The following is an 18,662-nucleotide window of genomic DNA, read 5'->3' as shown; positions in this document are numbered from 1 at the left end:
TCGTCTCCGTATAGCTTCGCCCGCGTAGTTCCCGAGGTGGATCATTCCATTCACTGCCCGGCCCAAAAGCGGGGCGGGAAGCCATGATCTGGGTGTGGTTCGGCACCTGCCGCGCCCATTCTTTCTGGAGACTTCCCATGAACGCTTTTTCCGTACCCGCCGTCGCCCGGCGCTCCTTGACCATGCCTTGGCACAAACGCCATTCGCGTCAGGTGGCTGGGGGCACGCAAGGCGGGCGCCGCTTGTGGCAGCACACCCTGGGTGCGATCCTGCTCATTGGCGGCCTCGGTTTCGCCGCACCCGAAGCGCGGGCGCTGGATGTGAACCAGGCCAGCGCGCAGCAACTGGAGACCATCCGCGGCATTGGTCCCCGCACGGCCGAGATCATCATCAACGAACGCGAGCGGGGCGGCCGCTTTGATTCGTTCGAAGACCTGGCTGAGCGCGTGCGCGGTATCGGCGAGAAGAAGGCAAAGGCACTGGAGGCGGCCGGCTTGCAGGTGGGTGAAGGGGATGCCGCAACCCAAGCCGCCGCAGCGACTGCCGCCTCGGCACCGGCTGCCCCAGCCGCGGCGCCAAGCAGTTCGGCCGCTTCCAAACCGGCCGGCAAGCCCGCCAACCGGCCGGCCACCGGCAAAGCCGCGACTCCGCCGCCCAGTCGGCCCTGACGCCAGCCGGCTGCCAGGGAACCCCTGGCACGAGCGCGGCTTTTGCCCGCGCTCGCTGTCGGGCGGAGTTATGATCTTTCGCATGACTACTACCTACCCCACTATCGAGCAGACCGTCGGCAATACGCCTTTGGTGCGTTTGCAGCGCATTCCCGGTGCCGCGGGCGCCGCGCGTGGCAACGTCATCCTGGCCAAGCTGGAAGGCAACAACCCCGCTGGTTCCGTGAAGGACCGCCCGGCCTTGTCGATGATCCAGCACGCGGAAGCGCGCGGCGACATCAAGCCGGGCGATACCCTCATCGAAGCCACCAGCGGCAACACCGGCATCGCCCTGGCCATGGCGGCCGCGATGAAGGGCTACCGCATGATCTTGATCATGCCCGACAACCTGTCGGTGGAACGCCGTGCGGCCATGGCGGCTTATGGCGCCGAGCTGATCCTGACGCCGGCCGACAAGGGTGGCATGGAGTATGCCCGCGACCTGGCCACCGAGATGCAGGCGGACGGCAGGGGCGTGGTGCTGGACCAATTCGCCAACCCCGATAACCCGCGTGCGCACGTGGAATCCACCGGTCCGGAACTCTGGACGCAAACCGAGGGGCGCATTACCCACTTCGTCAGCGCCATGGGCACCACGGGCACCATCATGGGGGTGTCGACCTACCTGAAGTCGCGCAATCCGGCCGTACAGATTGTCGGTGCGCAGCCGGCCGAAGGGTCGCAGATCCCCGGTATCCGCAAGTGGCCCGAAGCCTATTTGCCCAAGATCTTCGACCGCAGCCGGGTGGATGCGTACGAATCCATCGAGCAGTCGGAAGCCGAAACCATGGCCCGTCGGCTGGCGGCGGAAGAGGGCATCTTTGGCGGCATCTCGTCCGCGGGCGCGCTGGTTGCCGCGTTGCGCGTGGCCGAGCGCGTCAACGACGCGACCATCGTGTTTATCGTGTGCGATCGTGGCGACCGCTACCTGTCGACGGGCGTCTTCAACTAAGCCTGCCGTATCGCGGAGCGCCAGCCCACAATAAAATCGCCCCGTCATGAACGGGGCGATTTTTTTCAGGCAGGGATATCAGCGGGTGGCTGATCAGCGAGCGACTCGCGCTTCGATCTCGTAGGCCAGATCGGCCACCGAGGTGGCGTAGAAATAGCTGCGGTTGTACTTGGTCAAGGCGAAGAAGTTGGGTGTGCCGACGCGGTATTGCGCCGTGCCCCGCGCTTCCTCGACCAGGTCCACAACCCCCAAGGGCTGGGAACTCCAGCCTGCGCTGGATGCGCCTGGCTGCAAGCGCGCGCCAGCCGCCGAAAGCGTGCTCCAGCTTTGCTTGGGTTCCAGCCCGCCGTCGACCAGTGGGGTGGGATCGGCCGGAAGCACCACCGGCGCGAACACCGGCAGACCGCGCTGCCAGCCGTGCTGGGCCAGGAAGCTGCCCACCGACATGATGGCGTCTTGCGTGTTGCTCGTCAGGTTGATGTGGCCATTGTCATCGCCGTCCACCGCGTAATGCATGATGCTGGTCGGCATGAACTGCGGCATGCCGATAGCGCCCGCATACGAGCCTTGCGTTTCAAGTTCCAGCTTGTCTTTCATGACCAGCGTCAGGAAGTCCGCCAATTGGCCCCGGAACATCGTGGCGCGTTCGGGTTTGTTGGGGTCGGGGTAATCGAATGCCAGCGTGGCCAGCGCATCCAATACCCGGAAATTGCCCATGTTGCGGCCGTATAGCGTTTCAACGCCGATGATGGACGCAATGATCGGCGCCGGCACGCCGAAGCGCTGGGCCGCCTGGTTGAGCAGGTCGCGGTTTTCGTTATAGAAGTCCACGCCCCAGCCGATACGCTTGGGTTCGACGAAGCGCGACCGGTAGGTCAGCCAGCTACGCCAGATTTTCTTGCCCGGTGGTGACGGAGCGATCAAGCGCGACACCGTGGCGTTGTAGCGCGAGCTCTCAAGCGCCTTGACCATCGGGTCCAGCGGCAGTTCGCGCTCGGCTGCCAGTTCTTCGACGAAGCTGCGCACTTCCGGGCGCAGCGCGCCGGTGGCGGTCAGCGTGGCGGGCGCGTCATCCGGCAGTTCGGAGCCGGGTGTCGGCGTGGTGGGTCCGATGCGGATGGCGCTGTTGGCGGAGGCGGCCGTGGGTTGGGCCGAAAGCGAATTTGGAGCGGAGGGAGCGGTGGTGGAGCAGCCCGCCAGCAGGGCGGAAAGCGTTCCGAGTTGCAGTAATCGCCGACAGATGAACATAATCTTCCTTATGGAGACCATGTATCTTACCCACCCGACATGCCGCTTGCATGAAATGGGCAGTTGGCACCCCGAAAGCCCGCAGAGGCTGGACGCCATTTCCGACCAGTTGCTGGCCAGCGGCTTGATGCCTTATCTGGACGATCGGCAGGCGCCCCAGGCGTCGCGCCACGACCTTCTGCGCGTGCACACCGTCCAGTATCTGGACAGTTTGCGCGAACATACGCCGGACCAAGGGTATTACCCAATCGATCCGGACACGCTGATGAATCCCCACACCTATGAAGCCGCCCTGTATGCAGCGGGCGCGGGTGTGGCGGCGGTGGACGCGGTGATCGGCGGCGAGGCCCGCACGGCGTTCTGCGCCGTGCGTCCGCCCGGCCACCATGCTTGCCGCTCGCAGGCCATGGGGTTCTGCTTCTTGAACAACGTGGCGATCGCAGCGCGCCATGCGCTGGACTTCCACGGCCTGTCGCGCGTGGCCATCGTTGATTTCGATGTGCACCACGGCAACGGCACCGAAGACGTCTTCGCGGGCGACGAGCGGGTGCTGATGTGCAGTTTCTTCCAGCATCCGCTCTTTCCCAACAGCGGTACCGAGCAACCGGCGGCCAATATGGTGAACGTGCCGGTGGCCGCCTACACGGTGGGGGCTGCGGTCAGGACGATCGTGACCGACACCTGGCTGCCCAAGCTTGAGGCCTACCGCCCGGAATTGATCCTGGTGTCGGCGGGATTTGACGCCCACCGCGAGGACGATATGGGCCAGATGGGGCTGGTGGAAGCCGACTACGCCTGGATCACCGAGCAGCTCGTGGAGGTGGCCGAACGGCATAGTCAGGGCCGGATCGTCAGCACGCTTGAAGGTGGTTACAACTTATCTGCCCTAGGGCGCAGCGTGGTTGCGCATATACGAGCGCTGGCGAAGCTGTAGAATCAGGAAAAAATTGTGCAATGCGATCCCGGCGCATGCCGGGTATTTATTTCCATTTGGAGGCAGCGGGATGAAGGTGTTGGTACCTGTCAAGCGCGTCGTTGACTACAACGTCAAGGTGCGCGTCAAGTCGGATCAGACTGGCGTGGATATCGCCAATGTGAAGATGTCCATGAACCCCTTTGACGAAATCGCCGTCGAAGAAGCGACCCGGCTCAAAGAGAAGGGTGCCGTCGCTGAAGTCGTGGCGGTTTCTTGCGGCGTTGCGCAATGCCAGGAGACGCTGCGCACCGCCATGGCCATCGGCGCCGATCGCGGCGTGCTGGTGCAGACGGATGCTGAACTGCAGCCGCTGGCCGTGGCCAAGCTGTTGAAGGCCTTGGTCGACAAAGAGCAGCCGCAACTGGTGATCTTGGGCAAGCAAGCCATCGACGACGACGCCAATCAAACCGGCCAGATGCTGGCCGCGCTGCTGGACTGGCCCCAAGCCACGTTCGCCAGCAAGGTTGAACTGGCCGACGGCAAAGTCACGGTCACTCGCGAAGTGGACGGCGGCCTGGAAACGTTGACGCTGACGTTGCCGGCTATCGTCACCACCGACTTGCGCCTGAACGAGCCGCGCTACGTCACGCTGCCGAACATCATGAAGGCCAAGAAAAAGCAGTTGGACACCGTCACGCCTGAAGAACTGGGTGTTGATGCCGCGCCGCGCCTGAAGACGCTGAAGGTCAGCGAGCCGCCCGCCCGCAAGGCCGGCATCAAGGTGGCCGACGTTGCGGCCCTGGTGGACAAACTCAAGAACGAAGCGAAGGTGGTCTGATGACGACGCTGGTTATTGCCGAACACGATAACGCCCAGTTGAAGGGCGCAACCCTGAACGCCGTCGCCGCCGCCGCCAAGATCGGAGGCGACGTGCATGTGCTGGTCGCCGGCGCCAACGCGCGCGCCGTGGCTGACCAAGCCGCTGCCGCTGCCGGTGTCGCCAAGGTCCTCTTGGCCGACGCGCCGCAACTGGCCGACGGCCTGGCTGAAAACGTTGCTGCCCAGGTGCTGGCCGTGGCGTCGAACTACAGCCACATCCTGTTCCCGGCCACCGCGTCGGGCAAGAACGTGGCGCCGCGTGTGGCGGCCAAGCTCGACGTGGCGCAGATTTCGGACATCATCGGCGTGGAATCCGCCGACACGTTCCAGCGCCCCATCTACGCGGGCAACGCCATTGCCACCGTGCAATCGGCCGACGCCGTCAAGGTCATCACCGTGCGTACGACGGGCTTTGACGCCGTTGCCGCGCAAGGTGGCTCGGCCGCCGTGGAAGAGATCGCCGCTGTTGCCGATTCGGGCAAGTCCACGTTCGTGGGCCGCGAAGTGGCCAAGAGCGACCGCCCCGAACTGGCCGGCGCTCGCGTCGTGGTCTCGGGTGGCCGTGGCTTGGGCAGCGCTGAAAACTTCAAGATCCTGGACCCGCTGGCCGACAAGCTGGGCGCCGCATTGGGCGCTTCGCGCGCCGCGGTCGACGCCGGCTATGCCCCGAACGACTGGCAGGTTGGCCAGACCGGCAAGATCGTTGCGCCGCAGTTGTACGTGGCCGTCGGTATCTCGGGCGCTATCCAGCATCTGGCCGGCATGAAGGACTCGAAGGTCATCGTGGCCATCAACAAAGACCCCGAAGCGCCGATTTTTGGCGTGGCGGATTATGGCTTGGTGGGCGACCTGTTCCAGGTCGTGCCGGAACTGACCGGCGCGCTGTAACGCACAGCAGCTCCACTGGTATGAAAGCCCCGCGGACGCAGGTTCGCGGGGTTTTTTTTGGTCTGCAATCTTCTTCGACTATTTGATATGCCTGTAGTATTTCTTTTGATTTTCTGAAAGATTCTGATAATGTGCTTCGCGCGCAGCAGGATTTTTCGCGCACGTGCTCGGCCTGTACAGAACGAAGGAGATTCGGGATGGAATGGTTTTTTGAGACATTGCGGAAGTATCCAGAATTGGCGGTTTTCCTTACCCTGGGCTTGGGGTACTGGATTGGAGCCAAGAAAATCTTCGGGTTTAATCTGGGCGCGGTAACGGGGACTTTGCTGGTAGGCGTGCTGGTCGGCCAACTGGATATCACGATCGCCCCGATTCTCAAGCAGGTGTTCTTCCTGCTTTTCCTCTTCGGTCTAGGCTACGGCGTCGGCCCTCAATTTTTCCGCGGCATGAAAAGCGATGGCCTTCCCCAGGTCATTTTCGCGGTCATCATTTGCGTCATCTGCTTGCTGGTCACCTGGGCCACGGCGGTGGGTTTCGGCTTTGACGCCGGTACCGGCGCCGGGCTGCTGGCTGGTGCGCAAACCATTTCCGCCGTGATGGGCGTGGCAACGGACACGATCAACGGGCTGGGCGTGGACGCGGCGACCAAGAAGCAGTGGATCGACAGCATTCCCGTGGCCTACGCCGTTTGCTACATCTTCGGCACCGTCGGCAGCGCGTGGTTGCTGGCCTCGCTGGGCCCGAAGCTGATGCGCGTGGACATCGTCAAAGAGTGCAAGGAATACGAAGCCCAGATGTCTGGTGGCGGCGATTCCATGGAACTGTCGGGCTATCGCAAATTCACGGCGCGCGCCTACAAGCTGGACCACACCGAACTGGTGGGCAAGACGGTCGCCGACCTGGAGGCGCGCTTTGTCGATGCGCGCGTCTTTGTCGAACGCATCCGTCGCGGCGATCAAATCATCGACAACGATTCAAGCACCGTGCTGCAGGCGGGTGATGTGCTGGGCGTGACGGGCCGCCATGACGCGCTGGTTTTGCAGGCCGGCGCCATCATCGGCAACGAAGTCGAAGACCGGGACGTGATCAACCTGCCTGCCGAAATCGTCGAGGTGGTGCTGACCAACAAGAACGTGGCCGGCAAGACCCTCAAGGAACTGGCGGAAAACGAGACCGTGCGTCAGCTTGGCCGTGGCGTGTTCCTGCGCAAGGTTGTGCGTGGCGGCCACGAAATGCCGGTCAATTGGGGCCTGAAGCTGGACCGGGGCGATCGTCTCTTCGTCTTGGGTGCGAAACGTGACGTTGAGCGGGTCGTGGGCAAGCTGGGGTATGTGGACCGGGCAACCGAGCAGACCGACATGGTCTTCGTGGGCTTCGGCATTTTGCTGGGCGGGCTTTTTGGTTCGCTGGTGCTGACGGTCAGCGGTATTCCCATCACCTTGTCGACTTCTGGCGGGGCGCTGATTTCGGGCTTGATCTTCGGCTACCTGCGGTCGGTGCATCCAACTTTTGGCCGGGTGCCGGAACCTGTGCATTGGTTCCTGACATCAGTCGGGCTGACGGCGTTCGTGGCCGTGGTCGGCATTACATCGGGGCCAGGCTTCGTGCAGGGCTTCCAGCAATTGGGCGCCAAGCTTTTTGTGGCCGGCATTATCGCCACCAGTGTGCCGATGATTTTGGGCGTGTTCATCGCCCGCTATGTCTTCAAATTCCATCCCGCCATTGTGCTGGGCGTATGCGCCGGCGCCCGCACTACGACGGCGGCAATCGGACAAATCACGGAAACGGCGAAGAGCCAGGTGCCCGCCCTGGGCTACACGGTTCCTTATGCGATCGGCAATACCCTGCTCATTATCTGGGGCATTGTCATTGTCATGCTCATGACCTAGCGTTCCAAACCAGGAGTACTGAATAATGGCTACCACCTCGCCTCTTACCGTCAGTTTGGCCTCGGCTTTGAAAACGACCCGTTCGCGCCAGCGCGACCTGGAACAGTTGTCTCCGTTTGAATTGAAGGATTATCTGATTACGCTGGCCAAGGAAAACCAGCACACGGCTGCCTTGACCATGTTGAACGCCGGACGTGGCAATCCGAATTGGATCGCGACCGAACCGCGTGACGCGTTTTTCCTGATGGGCCAATTCGCCATGAAGGAAGCGCGCCGCGTGCGCGATGACGCCATCTTGGCGGGCATGCCGGCCAAGAAGGGCTGCGCCGACCGGTTGCGTAAATTCCTGTCCAAGCACAAGGGCGAGGACGGCTACGACTTCCTGATGGGCGTGCTTGAGTACGGCGTGAAGATCAAGAGCTTTGACCCCGACGAGTGGATCCACGAGCTTACCGACAGCATCATCGGCGACAACTATCCCGTGCCGCCGCGCGCGCTGGTGCACATTGAACAGATCGTGCATGACTACCTGATCAAGGAAATGTGCGACGGTCGCCCCCCGAAGGGCAAGTTCGACCTGTTCCCGGTCGAAGGCGGCACCGCCGCCATGTGCTACATCTTTGACTCGCTGATGCAGAACGGCTTGTTGAAGCAGGGCGACACCATCGCGCTGTTCCTGCCGACGTTCACGCCCTATATCGAGATTGCGCACCTTGAGCGCTTCCAGTTCAAGATTGTCGCCATCAACGCCAGCAGCGTGCGCGCCGACGGCACGCATGACTGGCACTACCCGGCCTCTGAAATCGCCAAGCTGGAAAATCCGAAGATCAAGCTTGCCGTGACGGTGAACCCGAGCAACCCGCCATCGGTGGCGTTCAACGCGGTCGAGATGAAGCAGATCGTGCGCTTGATCCGCAAGAATCCGGACCTGGTGCTGGTGACCGACGACGTGTACGGCACCTTTGTGCCGAACTTCCGCTCGCTGATGGCAGAGGTGCCGCACAACACCATCTGCGTGTATTCCTTCTCGAAGAACTTCGGCTGCACGGGTTGGCGTCTGGGCGTGATCGCCACGCACGAGAAGAACACCATGGACCGGCGTATTGCCGAGCTGCCCGCGGCCTGGAAGCAGCGGCTGAACAAGCGCTACGGCGCCATGACGATGGAGCCCGAAAAACTGAAGTTCATTGACCGCATGGTGGCCGACAGCCGCAACGTGGCGCTGAACCACACGGCCGGCCTGTCGCTGCCGCAACAAGTGCAAATGGGGTTCTTCGCGCTGTCGCACCTGCTGGATCTGAAGGACTCCTACAAGCATCTGACCATGGAAATCGTGCGGGCCCGCCGCGACGCGCTGTGGAGTGGGCTGGGCATACCGCTGCCGCCGGAAGACCCCGCGCGCGCCTGGTATTACGTGGAACTGGACTTCATGGTGTGGGCCAAGGTCATGTATGGCGACGCCTTCTGCAAGTACATGACCTCGAACTACGAGCCGGTGGACTTCCTGTTCCGCTTGGCTGAAAAAACCGGCGTGGTGCTGATGGACGGTGGTGGGTTCGGTGGGCCGCCGTGGTCGATCCGTATCTCGCTGGCCAATCTGGACGACGCGGATTACGCCAAGATCGGCAAGTACATGGTCGAGTCCGCGACTGAGTACGTCGAGGCATGGAAGGCATCCGAGCTGGTGCGTTCGGGTCCGACCGCCGGCAAGGGCCAGACGTTGAAGGCCGGCGCCGCCAAGCGCGTGGCCAAGAAGGCCGCGAAGAAGGTGGCCAAGACGGCGGTGAAGAAAGCGGTGAAGCAGGCGGACACGGCCGCCAAATCCGCCAAGAAGGCCACAACCCGCAAGTAGGCAACCACCACAGGCGACATGATCTTATGACATGCTCAGTCGGGTTTTTCAACAGCGTTCCCATCGCGGTGTTGTTTGTGACGGTGGGCTTGGGATACCTGATCGGCAAGTTGAAGGTCGGGCCGATTCAGTTGGGCGGCGTGTGCGGCACGCTCATCGTCGCCCTGCTGATCGGCCAGACGGGTTGCCAGATGCGCGGCGACCTGAAAGAGGTTGCTTTCGCGCTGTTCATTTTTGCCATGGGCTACTCAGGCGGCCCGCAGTTCTTCGCCAACCTGAACCGCTCCAGCCTGCGCTACATCGCCTTGCCGATCATCGAGGCGCTGCTGGTGCTGAGCATCGTGCTGGCGGCGGTGCCGCTGTTTGGCCTGGACGCCGGCACGGCGGCGGGCCTGGCGGCGGGGGCGGCGACTGAATCGGCGGTAGTGGGTACGGCTGCCGAGGCGCTCAAGCACCTGGGCCTGCCCGACGCCGAAGTACAGCGCATGGAGGCCAACATCGCCACGGCCTACACGCTGACCTATCTGGTGGGCCTGATCAGCATCGTGTTCTTCACCAGCCAGGTGGCGCCCGCGCTGCTGCGCATCAACTTGCGCGAGGCGTCCAAAGCCTTGGAAGCCAAGCTGGGCGTGGCCTCGGGCGATGACGAGGACGTGAACCTGCCTACCTTGCCGCGCCTGGTGGGGCGCGCGCATGTCGTCAAGGATGCGGACGGCATGAAGGTGGGCGATGTCGAGGCGCAGTTGGGCGGGCGCACGGTGATCAGCCGCATCTTGCGCAACGGCGAGGCCGTAAACGCCACGCCCGAAGATACCTTGGTCACCGGTGACGTAGTGGTGGTGCTGGGCTTGCGACGCTTCGCGCTGCGCGCGGGCACGGTCGTCGGGCCTGAAATCCTGCTGCCCGAGGCGCATGCGGAAGACCTTCAAATGAGCGAGCTGGCCGTTATCGTCAATAAAAAGGCGATCAACGGCACCACGATGGGTGAACTGGCCAAACGGCCGGGAGCCCGGCGCGCGCGGGGCGTCTTCGTGCAATCAATCATGCGGTCGGGCCATATGTTGCCGCTGACGCCGGCCACCGTTGTGCAGTATGGCGACCTGGTGACGCTGGTGGGCACCGAACCCGAACTGTCGGAAGCCGGCGCCGCGCTGGGCAATGAACTGCGCCGCAGCGGCATTACCGACCTGGTGTTCCTGGCCTTTGGCATTCTTGCCGGCCTGATGATCGGCAGCCTGAGCGCGCGCATGTGGGGCATTCCGGTGTCGCTGGGTAGCGGTGGCGGGGCGCTGGTCAGCGGGCTGGTCTGCGGATGGATCAACGCCAAGCGCCCGTCTATTGGCCATATGCCGGATCATGCCGTGCAACTGCTGAAAGACCTTGGGCTGGCGGTTTTTGTGGCGTGCGTAGGCTTGTCGGCGGGGCCCGAGGCGGTATCGCTCATTCGTGAGCATGGCGCCGTGCTGCCTGTGATCGGCTTGCTGGTGTCGCTGGGCCCCGCCTGCCTGTCGCTGTGGGTGGGCCACAAGATACTGAAGATCGAAGGCCCCTTGCTGGTGGGGGCCATCGCCGGCCAGCACGTCAGTACGCCCGCCATCAGCGCCATCCTGAATGCCAGCGGCAGCTCCGTGCCGCTCTTGGGCTACACGGTGACCTACGCCATCGCCAACGTGCTGTTGCCCGTGCTGGGACCGATCATTGTGTCCTTGGCGTACCATCTGAGTTAAGACGCGAATTCAAAAAACGCAGTAGACGCGAGGCGCCCGGCGCCTCGCTGTCGTTTTGCACCCGGAGACACCATGCCCTATGTAACCCCGCTACAGGATTTCCGCTTCACGCTGAAAGAACTGGCCGGCCTGGACGACATCCTTAAATTACCCGGCTTTGACGACGTGACGCCGGACCTCGTCGACGCCATCCTGGAAGAAAACGGCCGCTTTGTTGAGCAGGCGGTGGCGCCGTTGAACGTGCCCGGCGACACGCATCCGCCCGTCTGGAACGATGGGCAGGTCACCACCACACCTGGCTATGCCCAAGGCTTCAAGGACTACGCCGCGGGCGGCTGGCAGGGCTTGCAGCACCCGCAGGCCTGGGGCGGGCAGGGCTTGCCCAAGCTGGTTGCGGCCGCGCCGGCCGAGAACATCCAGGCCGCCAGCCTGGCGTTTTCCTTGTGCCCGATGCTGACCGATGGGGTCATCGAAGCGGTGTTGACCGTGGGCTCTGACGCGCAGCGCAAGGAATACGTGCCCAACCTGATCGCGGGCAAGTGGACTGGCACCATGAACCTGACCGAGCCGCAGGCGGGCTCCGATCTGGCCCAGGTCGCCACGCGCGCGGTGCGTCAGGATGACGGCAGCTTCCGCCTGTTCGGGCAAAAGATCTTCATCACCTTCGGTGAGCACGACCTGGCGGAAAACATCATCCATTTGGTGCTGGCCCGCACGCCGGACGCGCCGGCGGGTGTGAAGGGTATTTCGCTGTTCATCGTGCCCAAGTTCCTGGTCGAAGCGGACGGCAGCCTGGGCAAGCGCAACGACGTCTGGTGCGCGTCGTTGGAACACAAGCTGGGCATCCATGGCAGCCCGACGGCGGTGTTGCTGTACGGCTCGGGCAAGGGTGACGTCGGCGAGGGCGCGGTGGGCTATCAGGTCGGCGAACTGAACCGTGGCCTTGAGTACATGTTCATCATGATGAATGCCGCGCGTTTTTCGGTGGGCCAGCAGGGCATTGGCGTGTCTGAACGTGCGTACCAGCATGCGCTGGCGTACGCGCGCGAGCGTGTGCAGGGGCGTGCGGTGGAAGGGTCCGCCGCGCCGGTTGCCATCGTGCGCCATCCCGATGTGCAACGCATGCTGCTGACCATGAAGGCCTTGACGGAAGCGGCCCGCGCCGTGTCGTACGTGACGGCCGCGGCGCACGACAAGGGTACGCATCACCCCGACCCTGAACAGCGCTCGCGCAACCGCGCGTTCTACGAGTACATGGTGCCCATCGTGAAGGGCTACTCGACCGAGACCGCGGTAGAGGTTGCGTCGCTGGGTATCCAGGTGCATGGCGGCATGGGCTTTATCGAGGAAACCGGTGCGGCGCAGTTTTACCGGGATGCGCGCATCCTGCCCATTTACGAGGGCACCACCGCCATCCAGGCCAACGACCTGGTCGGCCGCAAGACGCAACGCGACGGCGGCGCTACTGCCTACGCGGCCATTGCCGCCATGCGCGAGACGCTGCGCGCGGTCGAGGCCGAGTCGGGACGCGCCGCCGCGCCCGAGCGCGACGCGCTGCGCCTGTTGCGCGACAACCTGGATGGCGCCATCCAGGCCTACGAGGCGGGCGTGGGCTTCATTCTTGAGCAGTCGGCCGCGAACGTCCGCGCGGTGTTTTCCAGCAGCGTGCCGTACCTGATGCTGGCCGGCGTGGTGCACGGTGGATGGCAGATGGCGCGCGCCGTGCTGGCGTGCCGTCGGCATCTTGCGGCGGGGTCGTCGGACCCGTTCCATAAGTCGAAGATCGCGACAGGATTGTTCTACGCCGCGCACATCCTGCCGCGCGCGCTGGCCTTGTCCGCCGCGGTGCGCGCCGGGGTGGTGGCGGACGCCTGCGGGGCGGACGCGAATATTGCATAAGGTTATATGGCTTGCGTATTTCGTCGGTCAAAGGTTTGATGGAAGAATCGTTTCTGACGCGCTAAGCTGAACATTCAAGCACCATTCTGAGCGGCCCTTCGAAGCCGGGCGGCCAGATCCCTCCCCACTCAATCCGCATACAGGAGACACCATGAGTCATCTACGTCTGGGCGACACCGCCCCTGATTTTGAACAGGATTCCTCGGCCGGTCCCATCCGCTTTCACGAGTATCTGGGCAATAGCTGGGGGGTGCTCTTTTCGCATCCGGCCGACTTCACGCCGGTGTGCACCACGGAACTGGGCTATACGGCCAAGCTTGCCGATGAATTCGCCAAGCGCAACGTGAAGGTGCTGGCGCTGTCGGTTGACGGCACGGATTCCCATTCCAAGTGGATCGAAGACATCAACGACACGCAGTCCACCCAGGTCAACTTCCCCATCCTGGCCGACAAGGACCGTAAAGTCTCCGAGCTCTACGACATGATCCACCCGAACGCCAACGCCACCCTGACGGTGCGTTCCGTGTTCATCGTGGACCCGAACAAGAAGGTGCGCTTGATCATCACGTACCCGGCCAGCACGGGTCGCAACTTCAATGAGATCCTGCGCGTCATTGATTCGCTGCAACTGACCGACAGCCACAGCGTGGCCACGCCGGTCAACTGGGAAGATGGCGACGATGTGATCATCGTCCCGTCCCTGCAGGACGAAGCGGTCATCAAAGAGAAGTTCCCCAAAGGCTACAAGGCCGTGCGTCCGTACCTGCGCGTTACGCCGCAACCGAATAAGTAAATTCGAATTCCGGGGGGTAGCCCCCGCCCTCCGCTGGCGGTTTTCCGCCGCCCGAACCGCCGCCTTTCCCATAGGGAAACGCGGCGGTTTTTTCTGGGTTGGGACGGCGGTCCTATATGCCTGCGAGCGATGAGCAATCAAATAATGATTCGTTCCGTTCAGGATGCCCAACACGCACACTTGCTTCCATATTGCCAAACACAGGGAGCAGGACATATGGCGTTCGGGAAAGCGAATTGGTTGGCCGCGCTGGCGGTGGCGGCGGTTTCTCTGACGGCCATGGCACCGGCTCAGGCACAGCAAAAGCAAACGTTGTTGAACGTGTCTTACGACCCCACGCGCGAGCTCTATCGCGCCATCGATGACGCCTTCATCAAGCAGTACAAGGACAAGGCCAATGTGGACCTGACCATCCGCCAGTCGCACGGCGGTTCAGGCCGCCAGGCGCGCTCGGTCATCGACGGGCTGGAAGCCGATGTGGTGACGCTGGCGCTGGCTTATGACATTGACGCCATCGCCGACCGCGGCTTGCTTCCCGAGAACTGGCAGTCGCGCCTGCCGCAGAACAGCTCGCCCTATACCTCGACCATCGTTTTCCTGGTGCGCAAGGGCAACCCCAAAGGCATCAAGGACTGGGACGACCTGATCAAGGACGGTGTGCAGGTCATCACCCCCAACCCGAAGACCTCGGGCGGCGCGCGCTGGAACTACCTGGCCGCGTGGGCTTACGCGCTGGAAAAGAATGGCGGCAGCGAAGACAAGGCGCGTGCCTACGTTGGTGATCTGCTCAAGCACGTACCGGTGCTGGACACCGGCGCACGCGGCGCCACCACCACCTTCGTGGAACGCGGTGTGGGCGACGTGCTGCTGGCCTGGGAAAACGAAGCCTTCCTGGCGCTTGAAGAACTGGGTCCGGACAAGTTCGACATCGTGGTGCCGTCGCTGTCCATCCTGGCTGAACCACCGGTGGCCGTGGTCGACAAGATCGTGGACAAGAAGGGCACGCGGGCCGCTGCCCAGGCCTATCTGGAATTCCTGTACACCCCGGCCGCGCAAGAGATCATCGCCAAGAATTACTACCGGCCCATCGACAAGACGGTTGCCGCCAAGTACGAAAGCAAGTTTCCCAAGGTCAAGCTCGTCACCATCGACGACAAGATCTTCGGTGGCTGGCGCAAGGCGCAGAAGGACCATTTCAGCGATGGCGGCACCTTCGACCAGATCTATCTGCCGCAGAAGAAATAACGACAAGGTTCTGGAACGACGGTCATGACGACAGCCTCCAATCCGACGGCAAGCGGCGCGCAAGCGCTGTTTGCCGGACGGCGCAACAGCCCGGGCGTGCTGCCCGGATTCGGTATATCCATGGGGTACGCGGTGCTGTACCTGAGCGTGCTCGTGCTCATCCCCCTGGCCGCGCTGCCCATCAAAAGTGCCGAACTGGGATGGCAGGGCTTTTGGGATACCGTGACGGCGCCCCGGGTGATGGCCTCATATCAATTGACCTTTGGCGCGTCGTTGCTGGCGGCGCTGGTGAACCTGGTGTTCGGCTCGGTCGTGGCGTGGGTGCTGGTGCGCTACCGCTTTCCCGGCAAGAAGATTCTGGACGCGCTGGTGGATCTTCCCTTTGCGTTGCCGACGGCGGTGGCCGGCATCGCGCTGACCGCGCTGTATTCGCAAAAGGGTTGGCTGGGCGGGCCGCTGTCAGAGTGGTTTGGATGGAAGGTGGCGTTCACGCCGGTGGGCATCGTGATTGCGCTGATCTTCATCGGCGTGCCCTTCGTGGTGCGCACCGTGCAACCCGTGCTGGAAGACGTGGAGCGCGAGATCGAAGAGGCCGCCGCCAGCCTCGGCGCCAGCCGCTGGCAGACCATACGCCGCGTGCTGTTGCCGACCATCCTGCCGGCCTTGCTGACGGGCTTTGCGCTGGCGTTTGCGCGTGCGATCGGCGAGTACGGGTCGGTGGTGTTCATTGCCGGCAACATGCCCATGGTGTCCGAGATCACGCCGCTGTTGATCATTTCCAAGCTTGAGCAGTTCGACTACGCGGGTGCTGCCGCCATCGCCACCGTGATGCTGGCGCTGTCCTTTGTGATGCTGCTGGTCATCAACCTGCTGCAAGGCTGGCAAGCCCGCCGCAACCTCGGGAGGCTGGCATGAGCGCAGCGGATCGTCCTGCCCATTTGACCGAACCGCGCTGGGTGCGCGGCATCCTGTTGTTCGTTGCGCTGTCGTTCCTGACGCTGTTCCTGCTGGTGCCGCTGGCGGCGGTGTTTGCCGAGGCGTTCAAGAAGGGCTGGCAGCTTTACCTGGCCGCCATCGTCGAACCCGATGCGTTGTCTGCCATCCGGTTGACCTTGCTGGTGGCCGCGATTGCGCTGCCGGTGAACCTGGTGTTCGGCGTGGCGGCCGCGTGGGCCATCACCAAGTTTCAGTTTCGCGGCAAGCAGTTCCTGATCACGCTGATCGACCTGCCGTTTTCCGTATCACCCGTGGTGGCCGGGTTGGTCTTCATCCTGCTGTTCGGCACGCAAGGGTGGATGGGGGGCTGGTTGCAGGACCATGACTGGAAGATCGTCTATGCCGTGCCCGGCATCGTCCTGGCGACCTTGTTCGTGACCTTTCCCTTTGTTGCGCGCGAACTGATTCCGTTGATGCAGGCGCAAGGCAGCGAAGAAGAGCAGGCCGCGTTGACGCTGGGCGCCAGCGGCTGGCAGATCTTCTGGCGGGTGACGCTGCCCAACATCAAATGGGGGCTGCTGTACGGCGCCATCCTGTGCAATGCGCGCGCCATGGGCGAGTTCGGCGCGGTGTCGGTGGTGTCGGGGCAGATTCGTGGGCTGACCAACACCATGACCCTGCATGTCGAGATTCTCTACAACGAATACCAGTATTCCGCCGCGTTCGCCGTGGCGTCGTTGCTGGCCTTGCTGGCGCTGGTGACGCTGGTGGCGAAGAACGTGGTCGAGTGGCGCAACGCCCGGTTCCTGCGGGCCGCCGACCTGCCGGTCGAGTATCCCGGGCCGGCGACGGCAACCCTCAAGCCGGTCGCGGCGTAACGCGCGGCGGCTCAGACGGAGACAAGCATGAGTATCGAAGTTCGCAATTTATCCAAGCGGTTCGGGCAGTTCCGAGCGCTGAATGATGTGTCGCTGCATATTGAGACCGGCGAGCTGGTGGCGCTGCTGGGGCCCTCGGGCTGTGGCAAGACGACGCTGCTGCGCATCATCGCGGGCCTGGAAGCCCCCGATACCGGCAGCGTGCTGTTCGCGGGCGAAGACGCGACCGACGTTGACGTGCGTCGGCGTCAGGTGGGATTCGTGTTCCAGCACTACGCGCTGTTCAAGCATATGACGGTGTTCGAAAACGTGGCCTTTGGGCTGCGCGTGAAGCATCGGTCGCAGCGTCCTTCCGAAGACCAGATCCAGCGCAAGGTGCATGACCTGCTGACGCTGGTGCAACTGGACTGGCTGGCGGACCGCTATCCCGCACAGTTGTCGGGCGGGCAGCGCCAGCGCATCGCCCTGGCGCGCGCGCTGGCCGTGGAGCCGCGCGTGCTGCTGTTGGACGAGCCCTTCGGCGCCCTGGACGCCAAGGTGCGCAAGGAGCTGCGCCGCTGGCTGCGGCGCCTGCATGACGAACTGAACGTGGCCAGCGTGTTCGTGACGCATGACCAGGAAGAAGCGCTTGAAGTCGCCGACCGCGTGGTGCTGATGAACGCGGGCCGCATCGAGCAGGTAGGCACGCCGCGCGAGGTCTGGGAAGCACCGGCGACGCCGTTCGTGTACGGCTTCCTGGGCGACGTGAACCAACTGCAAGGCGTGGCCGCGCGCGGTATCTGGCAAGGGGCCGGGCTGTCGTTGCCCGCGCCCGACCTGGCCCAGGCCGAGGCGCGGCGCGCCACCGCGTACGTGCGTCCGCATGAGTTCGAGATCGAGCGCTATCGCGCGGGCGGCGAGGGCATTGCCGTGCGTCTGTCGCACGCCTATCTGGCAGGCCCCAGCGCCTATCTGGAACTGGCGCGCCAGGATTCCGACGCCATCATCGAAGCGGAAGTGCCCGAGCATCTGTACCGGCAGATGGATCTGCGCGATGGCGATACCTTGTTGGCGCGTCCCCGGCGCGCCCAGATTTTTGCGGTGCAAGCATGACGACTATTGCTGATCTTTCTTCCCACCTGGACGCGGCGCTGGCCGAACGCTGGAACACCTTGACCGACCGCTTGGCCGACGTCCAGCAGCGCTATCCCGACGCCGCGCTGGCCTCGTCGCTGGCGGCCGAAGACATGCTGCTGACGCACGCCATCTACGACTCGGGCCTGGACCTGGAAGTGTTCACGCTGGACACCGGCCGCCTTCACGCCGAAACGCTGGGCGTGCTGGACGCCGTGCGTGCGCGCTATGGGCGCGATGTCACGGTGTACCGGCCGGATGCGGCGGCGGTGGAGCAGCACGTTGCGGCGCATGGCGCGTATGCGTTCTATGAAAGCGTCGACCTACGCAAAGCCTGTTGCCAGATCCGCAAGGTCGAACCGCTCAAGCGCGCGCTGGCGGGGCGCGGCGCCTGGATTACCGGGCAGCGCCGCCAGCAATCCACCACCCGTGGCGAATTGCCACTGGAAGAACAGGACCCGGTGTTCGGCCTCTACAAGTTCAACCCGCTGGCCGAGTGGAGCGAGGACGAGGTCTGGGCCGTGATCCGCGCGCTGGGCGTGCCCTACAACCCCTTGCACGACCAGGGTTACCCGTCCATCGGGTGCGAGCCCTGTACGCGCGCCATCCGGCCGGGCGAGGACGTGCGCGCGGGGCGTTGGTGGTGGGAGTCGTCGGACTCCAAGGAATGCGGCCTGCATGCGGGTAACCGCGTCATCGACATCGTGGCGCGCGGCGAGTGACGCCATCCATGAATTCAC

Annotated in this window: 16 protein-coding genes; 15 read left to right on the top strand and 1 reads right to left on the bottom strand. The window is 63.6% G+C overall.

From position 1 onward, the window contains the following. Positions 1-137 precede the first annotated feature (137 nt). Positions 138-668, top strand: a complete 531-nt coding sequence (locus tag M2361_RS21845) for a DUF655 domain-containing protein (protein ID WP_259251759.1) — start codon at positions 138-140, stop codon at positions 666-668. 82 nt (positions 669-750) lie between these two features. Then, positions 751-1,659, top strand: coding sequence for a cysteine synthase CysM (gene cysM / locus M2361_RS21840; RefSeq protein WP_259251758.1), 909 nt, complete (start codon positions 751-753; stop codon positions 1,657-1,659). Between the two features lie 93 nt (positions 1,660-1,752). Here cysM and mltB read toward each other — a convergent pair whose 3' ends face one another. Next, complete coding sequence (gene mltB / locus M2361_RS21835) at positions 1,753-2,907, bottom strand: lytic murein transglycosylase B (protein ID WP_259251757.1); 1,155 nt, start codon at positions 2,905-2,907, stop codon at positions 1,753-1,755. 10 nt (positions 2,908-2,917) lie between these two features. On the opposite strand from mltB, the gene M2361_RS21830 reads away from it, so the two are divergent. From M2361_RS21830 to M2361_RS21770, 13 genes are all read left to right on the top strand, one after another. Continuing rightward, positions 2,918-3,841, top strand: coding sequence for a histone deacetylase family protein (locus tag M2361_RS21830; protein ID WP_259251755.1), 924 nt, complete (start codon positions 2,918-2,920; stop codon positions 3,839-3,841). 70 nt (positions 3,842-3,911) lie between these two features. Then, the gene (locus M2361_RS21825) at positions 3,912-4,661 is read left to right on the top strand and encodes an electron transfer flavoprotein subunit beta/FixA family protein (RefSeq protein WP_054423710.1); all 750 of its coding nucleotides are present in this window, start codon (positions 3,912-3,914) and stop codon (positions 4,659-4,661) included. Then, positions 4,661-5,590, top strand: a complete 930-nt coding sequence (locus tag M2361_RS21820; RefSeq protein WP_054423708.1) for an electron transfer flavoprotein subunit alpha/FixB family protein — start codon at positions 4,661-4,663, stop codon at positions 5,588-5,590. The genes M2361_RS21825 and M2361_RS21820 overlap by 1 nt, the downstream gene beginning before the upstream one ends. A gap of 197 nt (positions 5,591-5,787) precedes the next feature. Then, a complete protein-coding gene (aspT, locus tag M2361_RS21815) occupies positions 5,788-7,479 on the top strand; it encodes an aspartate-alanine antiporter (protein WP_259251754.1) in 1,692 nt (563 codons plus the stop codon). 25 nt (positions 7,480-7,504) lie between these two features. After that, complete coding sequence (locus tag M2361_RS21810) at positions 7,505-9,331, top strand: bifunctional aspartate transaminase/aspartate 4-decarboxylase (RefSeq protein ID WP_100857183.1); 1,827 nt, start codon at positions 7,505-7,507, stop codon at positions 9,329-9,331. Positions 9,332-9,357: 26 nt separating this feature from the next. Beyond that, on the top strand, positions 9,358-11,058 hold the full coding sequence (gene aspT, locus M2361_RS21805; RefSeq protein ID WP_259251753.1) for an aspartate-alanine antiporter: 1,701 nt from the start codon (positions 9,358-9,360) through the stop codon (positions 11,056-11,058). Between the two features lie 72 nt (positions 11,059-11,130). Next, positions 11,131-12,957 (top strand): acyl-CoA dehydrogenase, encoded by a 1,827-nt coding sequence (locus M2361_RS21800; protein ID WP_259251752.1) that lies wholly within the window; start codon positions 11,131-11,133, stop codon positions 12,955-12,957. A gap of 151 nt (positions 12,958-13,108) precedes the next feature. Next, positions 13,109-13,750 carry a peroxiredoxin gene (locus M2361_RS21795; RefSeq protein ID WP_100857180.1) on the top strand — a complete coding sequence of 214 codons (642 nt, stop codon included), beginning with the start codon at positions 13,109-13,111 and terminating at the stop codon, positions 13,748-13,750. A 216-nt stretch (positions 13,751-13,966) separates the two neighbouring features. Further along, on the top strand, positions 13,967-14,995 hold the full coding sequence (locus M2361_RS21790; RefSeq protein WP_404976435.1) for a sulfate ABC transporter substrate-binding protein: 1,029 nt from the start codon (positions 13,967-13,969) through the stop codon (positions 14,993-14,995). 24 nt (positions 14,996-15,019) lie between these two features. Then, a complete protein-coding gene (gene cysT / locus M2361_RS21785; RefSeq protein ID WP_259251750.1) occupies positions 15,020-15,910 on the top strand; it encodes a sulfate ABC transporter permease subunit CysT in 891 nt (296 codons plus the stop codon). Then, on the top strand, positions 15,907-16,809 hold the full coding sequence (gene cysW, locus M2361_RS21780) for a sulfate ABC transporter permease subunit CysW (protein ID WP_259251749.1): 903 nt from the start codon (positions 15,907-15,909) through the stop codon (positions 16,807-16,809). Before cysT ends, cysW begins: the two co-directional genes overlap by 4 nt. Positions 16,810-16,836: 27 nt before the next feature. Then, entirely contained in the window at positions 16,837-17,901 is a 1,065-nt protein-coding gene (locus M2361_RS21775; RefSeq protein WP_259251748.1) for a sulfate/molybdate ABC transporter ATP-binding protein, read from the top strand. Beyond that, positions 17,898-18,644: a phosphoadenylyl-sulfate reductase gene (locus tag M2361_RS21770; protein ID WP_259251747.1), complete on the top strand. Its 747-nt coding sequence runs from the start codon at positions 17,898-17,900 to the stop codon at positions 18,642-18,644. The genes M2361_RS21775 and M2361_RS21770 overlap by 4 nt, the downstream gene beginning before the upstream one ends. The last annotated feature ends 18 nt before the right edge of the window (positions 18,645-18,662 follow it).

Source organism: Achromobacter sp. JUb104, assembly GCF_024806975.1.
Lineage (GTDB): Bacteria > Pseudomonadota > Gammaproteobacteria > Burkholderiales > Burkholderiaceae_B > Achromobacter > Achromobacter spanius.
This window is presented reverse-complemented; position numbering and strand designations above follow the sequence as displayed.

Coding starts and splice junctions, on each gene's coding strand:
- cysM (WP_259251758.1), top strand. CDS start 751: ATGACTACTACCTACCCCACTATCGAGCAGACCGTCGGCAATACGCCT.
- cysT (WP_259251750.1), top strand. CDS start 15,020: ATGACGACAGCCTCCAATCCGACGGCAAGCGGCGCGCAAGCGCTGTTT.
- M2361_RS21770 (WP_259251747.1), top strand. CDS start 17,898: ATGACGACTATTGCTGATCTTTCTTCCCACCTGGACGCGGCGCTGGCC.
- M2361_RS21775 (WP_259251748.1), top strand. CDS start 16,837: ATGAGTATCGAAGTTCGCAATTTATCCAAGCGGTTCGGGCAGTTCCGA.
- M2361_RS21810 (WP_100857183.1), top strand. CDS start 7,505: ATGGCTACCACCTCGCCTCTTACCGTCAGTTTGGCCTCGGCTTTGAAA.
- M2361_RS21825 (WP_054423710.1), top strand. CDS start 3,912: ATGAAGGTGTTGGTACCTGTCAAGCGCGTCGTTGACTACAACGTCAAG.
- M2361_RS21830 (WP_259251755.1), top strand. CDS start 2,918: ATGGAGACCATGTATCTTACCCACCCGACATGCCGCTTGCATGAAATG.
- M2361_RS21845 (WP_259251759.1), top strand. CDS start 138: ATGAACGCTTTTTCCGTACCCGCCGTCGCCCGGCGCTCCTTGACCATG.
- M2361_RS21790 (WP_404976435.1), top strand. CDS start 13,967: ATGGCGTTCGGGAAAGCGAATTGGTTGGCCGCGCTGGCGGTGGCGGCG.
- M2361_RS21800 (WP_259251752.1), top strand. CDS start 11,131: ATGCCCTATGTAACCCCGCTACAGGATTTCCGCTTCACGCTGAAAGAA.
- mltB (WP_259251757.1), bottom strand. CDS start 2,907: ATGTTCATCTGTCGGCGATTACTGCAACTCGGAACGCTTTCCGCCCTG.
- aspT (WP_259251753.1), top strand. CDS start 9,358: ATGACATGCTCAGTCGGGTTTTTCAACAGCGTTCCCATCGCGGTGTTG.
- aspT (WP_259251754.1), top strand. CDS start 5,788: ATGGAATGGTTTTTTGAGACATTGCGGAAGTATCCAGAATTGGCGGTT.
- M2361_RS21820 (WP_054423708.1), top strand. CDS start 4,661: ATGACGACGCTGGTTATTGCCGAACACGATAACGCCCAGTTGAAGGGC.
- cysW (WP_259251749.1), top strand. CDS start 15,907: ATGAGCGCAGCGGATCGTCCTGCCCATTTGACCGAACCGCGCTGGGTG.
- M2361_RS21795 (WP_100857180.1), top strand. CDS start 13,109: ATGAGTCATCTACGTCTGGGCGACACCGCCCCTGATTTTGAACAGGAT.